This window comes from bacterium (assembly GCA_035295165.1).
Classification (GTDB): domain Bacteria; phylum Sysuimicrobiota; class Sysuimicrobiia; order Sysuimicrobiales; family Segetimicrobiaceae; genus JAJPIA01.
The window spans coordinates 1-4082 of sequence record DATGJN010000041.1 but is presented as its reverse complement, the minus strand read 5'-3'; the positions used below and the strand labels follow the sequence as shown (position 1 = coordinate 4082).

Below are 4082 nucleotides of genomic sequence, written 5' to 3'. Positions count from 1 at the left end.
CGTGCCCCGATGGACCTGTGTCAGGACCTGCACGCGCTGTTGATCCTTCTGACTCAACATGATCGTCTCCCTGGTCATAGTCCCAGGGTGACATAGTCACGGAACTGTTAGGGGGTGACATTATTGCTGAACTACTACACGTCGGTGGGGTAGGCGTTGACAGGGTTTCAGGCCGTTGATATACTGTCCGAGTCGGATCTCGACCCTGACGGGGTCAGGATCGCGGCGGCGGAGTGGCCGGATTGTGGATGTTGACCACCTGAAGATTGCGACGCAGCGGGCCATCGGGACCAACCAGACAACGAAGGCCATCAATCGCGGACACGCCCGGGTGGTGTACGTCGCTCAGGACGCCGACCGTCGAGTGACGGAGCCGGTGCTCCGGGCGGCCCGAGAGCGTGGCCTGGAGGTCATCGAGGTCGCCTCGATGACCGCGCTCGGACGGGCGTGCGGTATTGCGGTGGGCGCTGCGGTGGCAGCGATCACCGAGTAGGCACCGCCGAGATTCGTCCGGCGATTCGGGGAACGCCCCTGACAATGCGCCGCAGGGTGCCGGCTTCGGCATCGCGTATGGCGCATGCCTAACCGCAACAGACGGACGCGCGATAACCCGGCCGGGTGACACCGGCCGCAGGCATCGCTCACAGCCTCGGCGTGGGGGAACGCCGCCCCGCCCGGGGACTTTGTGCGCACGGCGGGCGCGTGTAGCGGACGCGTATAGTAAGGAAGGATGGAGACAGCGGGACCGGGGATCCCGGCCCGCGCGGGAGGTCAAGCGTGCCGACAGTCACCCAGCTCGTGCGTTTGGGCCGGAGGGTCGAGCCGGTGAAGAGCAAGTCGCCGGCGCTTCAGAACAGCCCGCAGAAGCGCGGGGTGTGCATTCAAGTCAAGACGACGACCCCCAAGAAGCCCAACTCGGCCCTGCGAAAGATCGCGCGGGTGCGGTTGACGAACGGGCAGGAAGTCACCGTGTACATCCCGGGGATCGGCCACAATCTTCAAGAACACTCGGTGGTCTTGATCCGCGGCGGCCGCGTGAAGGATCTGCCGGGGATCCGGTACCACATCGTGCGAGGGACCCTCGACACCGCAGGCGTCCAGGACCGCAAGCGCGGGCGCTCCAAGTACGGCGCGAAGCGGCCGAAGAAGGCAGGGGCGGCGTGAGCCGGCCGCCCGCCCCGCCAGATGCCCGCGGAACAGCGGGCGTTCGGAGGGGCAGGGGACCCAACGGGGTGCAGACGATGCGCAGTGACGTGGAGGCGTACTGATGCCGCGCAAAGGATCGGTTTCGCGTCGGAGCGTGACGCCAGACATGGCGTTCGGGAGCCAGACCGTGACCCGGCTCGTCAACAAGGTGATGACGCGGGGCAAGAAGAGCCTCGCAGAGCGCATCGTGTACTCTGCGCTGGAGGCGATCCAGGAGAAGGGCAGCAAGGAGCCGGTCAAGGTGCTCGACCAGGCGCTCCACAACATCATGCCGGTGCTCGAGGTCAAGCCGCGCCGGGTCGGCGGCGCAACCTATCAGGTGCCGATCGAGGTGCGGCCCGAACGCCGGATGTCCCTCGGAATCCGCTGGCTCGTGCAGTACGCCCGACAGCGGCCGGGGCGGGCGATGCGCGACAAGCTGGCCGCGGAGATTCTTGACGCCAGCAACAACACCGGCGCCGCGGTGAAGCGGCGCGAGGATACGCACAAGATGGCCGAAGCGAACAAGGCGTTCGCGCACTATCGGTGGTAGTCGTCGCGGAGGATTCATGACAACGCAGCAGCTGGAGACGAAGCAGGGAGCAACCATGACGGCCCAGGGATCGCTGGAGAAGATTCGCAACATCGGGATCGTGGCCCACATCGACGCGGGCAAGACGACCACGACGGAGCGCATCCTGTTCTACACGGGGCGCACCCACCGGATCGGCGAGGTCGACGAGGGCTCCGCGACGATGGACTGGATGATCCAGGAGCGGGAACGCGGCATCACGATTACCTCCGCCGCGACGACCGCCCAGTGGCGCGGGCACAGCATTAACATCATCGACACCCCCGGGCATGTGGACTTCACCGCGGAGGTGGAGCGGTCGCTGCGGGTGCTCGACGGCGCGATCGTGGTCCTGAGCGCAGTGGAGGGCGTGCAGCCGCAGTCCGAGACGGTCTGGCGGCAGGCCGACCGGTATGGCGTCCCGCGGATCGTCTTCGTCAACAAGATGGACCGTACCGGGGCGGATTTCTTCCGGACGGTCGGCATGATCAAGGAGCGGCTCGAGGCCCGCGCGGTCCCGGTGCAGCTCCCGGTAGGGGCCGAGGACGGGTTTGAGGGCGTCGTCGATCTGATCAAGATGACGTCGATCATCTACACGGACGACCTCGGGACGCGCAGCGATCAGGTCGAGATCCCGGCGTCGCTCCGGCCGGTCGCGGAGAAGTACCGCGAGGCGCTGGTTGAGGCGGCGGCCGAGATGGACGACCGGCTGACGGAGAAGTACCTCGAGGGGACGCCGCTCACCGACGAGGAGATCGTCGGGGCGTTGCGCAAGGGAACGATCTCGACGAAGATCATCCCGGTGCTGTGCGGCACCTCGTTCCGAAACAAAGGGGTGCAGCCGCTCCTCGACGCGGTGGTCGGCTACCTCCCGTCCCCCCTGGACATCCCGCCCGTGCAAGGCGTGAACCCCGAAACCGAGCAGACCGAGACCCGCGCCGCCGATCCGAGCGTGCCGTTTTGCGGGCTGGCGTTCAAGATCGTCACCGACCCGTACGTGGGCAAGCTGACCTACTTCCGGGTGTACTCGGGCACGCTCCAGTCGGGGTCCTATGTCTACAACGCGACGCGCCGCACCCGGGAACGCGTGAGTCGCATCCTGCAGATGCACGCGAACCACCGAGAGGACATTCCCCAGGTCACGGCGGGCAACGTCGTCGCGGCGGTCGGACTCAAGGTGACGACGACCGGGGACACCCTGTGTGACGAAGCGCACCCGATCGTGCTCGAGTCCATCAAGTTCCCGGAGCCCGTGATCTCGGTGGCCGTCGAGCCCAAGACCCGGCAGGACGAAGAGAAGCTCGGCGCGTCGCTCGCGAAGCTCGCCGAGGAGGACCCCACCTTCAAGGTGCGGTTCGACCCGGAGACGGCGCAGACGATCATCTCGGGCATGGGCGAGCTGCACCTCGAGATCATCACCGACCGGCTGCTGCGGGAGTTCAAGGTCGAGGCGAACGTCGGCCGCCCGCAGGTCGCCTATCGTGAGACGATCCGAAAGGCGGCCAAGGCCGAGGGTCGGTACATCCGCCAGACGGGCGGCCGCGGCCAGTACGGCCACGTGTTCCTGGAAGTGGAGCCGTTGGAGCGCGGCAGCGGCATCGAGTTCGTGGACAAGATCACCGGCGGCCGGATCCCGCGGGAGTTCATCCCGCCGGTGCAGGCGGGGGTACGCGAAGCGGCCGACGGCGGCGTGTTGGCCGGGTACCCGATGGTGGACGTGCGCGCGACGCTCACGGACGGTTCATACCACGACGTGGACTCCTCGGAGATGGCGTTCAAGATTGCCGGGTCGATGGCGTTCAAGGCGGCCGCGCAGGCGGCATCTCCGGTGCTGCTGGAGCCCATGATGAAGGTCGAGGCGGTGACGCCCGACCAGTACATGGGCGACGTGATCGGCGACCTCAACGCCCGCCGCGGCCGGATCATGGCGATGGAGCAGCGGGGCGCACTGCGGATCGTGCAGGCCGAGGTGCCGCTCTCGGAGATGTTCGGGTACGCGACCGCGCTGCGGTCGAATACGCAGGGGCGCGCGACGTACACGATGGAGTTTTCGCACTATGAAGAGGTCCCGAACAACATCGCGCAGGAGCTGGTGAAGAAAACGGGGGCGGGCAGCAAGGCGTAGGCACTCTCGCCCCGACGGATTGCCGGGTGTCGGCGATTCGCCGGGGGACCCCGAGAGACGGGAGGCAGGGGGATGGCGAAGGCACGGTTTGAGCGGACGAAGCCGCACGTAAACGTGGGGACGATCGGGCACGTGGATCACGGGAAGACGACGCTGACGGCGGCGATCACGGGGGTGCTGGCGTCGTTGGGGAAGACGAAG

General features: G+C 67.0%; 5 protein-coding genes. All 5 read left to right on the top strand.

The window, feature by feature from the left end; translation table 11 throughout:
* Window positions 1–244: 244 nt before the first annotated feature.
* Window positions 245–493 (top strand): ribosomal L7Ae/L30e/S12e/Gadd45 family protein, encoded by a 249-nt coding sequence (locus VKZ50_06160; GenBank protein HLJ59295.1) that lies wholly within the window; start codon window positions 245–247, stop codon window positions 491–493.
* 284 nt (window positions 494–777) lie between these two features.
* Window positions 778–1164: a 30S ribosomal protein S12 gene (rpsL, locus tag VKZ50_06155; protein HLJ59294.1), complete on the top strand. Its 387-nt coding sequence runs from the start codon at window positions 778–780 to the stop codon at window positions 1162–1164.
* Between the two features lie 103 nt (window positions 1165–1267).
* Window positions 1268–1738, top strand: a complete 471-nt coding sequence (rpsG, locus tag VKZ50_06150; GenBank protein HLJ59293.1) for a 30S ribosomal protein S7 — start codon at window positions 1268–1270, stop codon at window positions 1736–1738.
* 55 nt (window positions 1739–1793) lie between these two features.
* Window positions 1794–3881, top strand: a complete 2088-nt coding sequence (gene fusA, locus VKZ50_06145; GenBank protein HLJ59292.1) for an elongation factor G — start codon at window positions 1794–1796, stop codon at window positions 3879–3881.
* Window positions 3882–3953: 72 nt separating this feature from the next.
* A partial coding sequence (locus VKZ50_06140) for a GTP-binding protein (GenBank protein HLJ59291.1) occupies window positions 3954–4082 on the top strand: 129 nt, incomplete at its 3' end.